Consider the following 2112-nt stretch of genomic DNA (forward strand, 5'->3'; position numbering starts at 1 on the left):
GGCGCGCGCCGCGCAGGCATCGGCGATCGGGCAGGCCAGGCAGCGCGGGCGGCGCGGCGTGCACACACGACGGGCAAGGTCCATAAGGCCTTGGGCGAAATCCCCGGCCGTACCCGCCGGCACGGCGGGCGCCAGCGCCGCGCGGATGGAAGCACGTGCTTGCGGCAGGGGTTCGGCAATGGCGGAAAGCCGGGTGATGACCCGCTCGACATTGCCATCGATCACCACGGCATCGGCGCCAAAGCCGAAAGCCGCCACGGCCGCAGCCGTATAGTCGCCGATGCCGGGCAGGGCACGCAGCGCGGCCTCCTCGCCTGGAAAGCGCCCGCCATGCCGGGCCACCACGGCACGGGCACAGGCGAGCAGATTGCGCGCCCGGGCATAATAGCCCAGCCCGGCCCAGGCCTGCATCACGTCATCATCAGGCGCTGCGGCCAGCGCCGCAACCGTCGGCCAGCGCGCGGTGAAACGCTGGAAGTAAGGCGCTGCGGCCTCCACCGTCGTCTGCTGCAGCATGATCTCGGAAAGCCACACGCGATAGGGCCAATCCGGGTCGGCGGGCAGGGCGTGGCCCGGCGGATTGCGCCACGGCAGGGCGCGCGCATGGGCGCCATACCAGTCCAGCAACAGGTGGGGCCAGCTATCCGACACGCCCCGTCTATGGCATGGCTTGGCGATGCCGAAAACGCCCCCTGCCGAGCCGCCTGCGCCAAAGCCGCGTGTTGGCAGGGCGCGGCCAATCGCCGATCTGGTGGGCGACATCGGCGGCCAGGCCTTCCGACGCTTCGGCTTCACCCATGCCGCGCTGATCGAACGCTGGCCGGAGATCGTCGGCCCGGCCTTTGCCCGGCATTGCCGGCCGCTGCGGCTGCGGCTGCCGCGTGGGGAGAAAAGTGGCGGCACACTGGCCATTGCCGCCACCAGCGCGGTGGCGCCGATGCTGCGCCATGTCGAGGCGCAGCTGATCGAGCGCGCCAACCGAATCCTCGGCCACGCCGCCATTGCCCGCCTTGCGATCGAGCAGGGCGAGGTGATGGCACCGCCGCCAGCCCCGCCGCCGCCAGATGGGGTGATTGCCGACGCGACGCGTTCCACGCTTAAGGACATTGCCGATCCGGAACTCAGGGCCACGCTCGAATCGCTGGCGCAGGCCCTGGCCGGGAGCAGCGGGCCGCCCAGGATCCGCTGAGCCGGCAGCGCCATCAGGGCAGGTGACAAGCGCTGCGCGCGGCCCTAAATCCATCGGCATGCGCCCAGCTGCTGCCATCACTGCTGCTCTCGTCTTCGCTGCCATTGCGACGCCGCTGGCGGCCCAGCCTGCCCGCGCACCCGCGGCTGCCACCAGCGACTGGTCGACGCGGGTTGCCACCACGCCGGCCGGTGGCATCCTGCTCGGCAACCCCAATGCGCCGGTGAAGCTGGTCGAGTTCGGCAGCCTGACCTGCCCGCACTGCCGCGCCTTTCACGAGGCGGCGCTGCCAGCGCTGAAGAGCCGCTATCTCGCGGCCGGGCGCGTGTCCTATGAGTATCGCCCCTTCACCCTCAATGGCATCGATCTGATGGCCGGCCTGCTGGTGCAGTGCCAGCCGGCGCCGGGGGCGTGGGGCTTTGTCAACCGCGTCTATGAAAGGCAGGACGAGCTGGTGGCCCCGTTCATGCAGGTCAGCGAGGCGGATCGCGCCGGCATCGCGGCGCTGCCAGCCGATCAGCAGGGGCCGAAGATGGCCGAACTGGGCAAGCTGCCGACCTTCGCCGCCGCCGCCGGCCTGCCGCGCGCCCGATATGATGCCTGCCTGGCGGCCAAGCCGGGCATGGACAAGCTGCTCGCCATCCGCGCCGATGCGGTGCAGATCCACGGGCTGACCGGCACGCCCAGCTTCCTGATCAACGGCAAGATGCAGGCCGATACCTATGACTGGGCGGCGCTGGAGCCGCTGCTCGCCGCTGCCGTGAAGGCCGCGCCCACAGCTGCAAGGACGAAATGATGCAACGCTTCCTGCCCCTCACCATCGCTGCCCTGGCGCTGGCTGCCTGCAACGACAGCAAGACGGCGGCGCCCGCCGGCGATGCGCCGGCGCCGGCCGCCATCGCGGCACCCGCCGGCCAGAAGTG

At 71.1% G+C, this 2112-nt stretch carries 2 protein-coding genes and 1 pseudogene; 2 read left to right on the forward strand and 1 reads right to left on the reverse strand.

Going from position 1 to position 2112, the window contains the following annotated elements; all coding sequences use genetic code 11:
- Positions 1–651 (reverse strand): annotated as a pseudogene (locus GJV64_RS13925) (A/G-specific adenine glycosylase); the annotation flags it as partial.
- A gap of 25 nt (positions 652–676) precedes the next feature.
- Between GJV64_RS13925 and GJV64_RS13930 the strand changes: the two are divergent.
- Both GJV64_RS13930 and GJV64_RS13935 read left to right on the forward strand, forming a co-directional pair.
- The gene (locus tag GJV64_RS13930; protein WP_164158020.1) at positions 677–1189 is read left to right on the forward strand and encodes a DUF721 domain-containing protein; all 513 of its coding nucleotides are present in this window, start codon (positions 677–679) and stop codon (positions 1187–1189) included.
- A 58-nt stretch (positions 1190–1247) separates the two neighbouring features.
- Positions 1248–1985, forward strand: coding sequence for a thioredoxin domain-containing protein (locus tag GJV64_RS13935; protein WP_164158022.1), 738 nt, complete (start codon positions 1248–1250; stop codon positions 1983–1985).
- The last annotated feature ends 127 nt before the right edge of the window (positions 1986–2112 follow it).

The organism is Sandarakinorhabdus rubra (assembly GCF_010994245.1).
Classification (GTDB): Bacteria; Pseudomonadota; Alphaproteobacteria; order Sphingomonadales; family Sphingomonadaceae; genus Sandarakinorhabdus; species Sandarakinorhabdus rubra.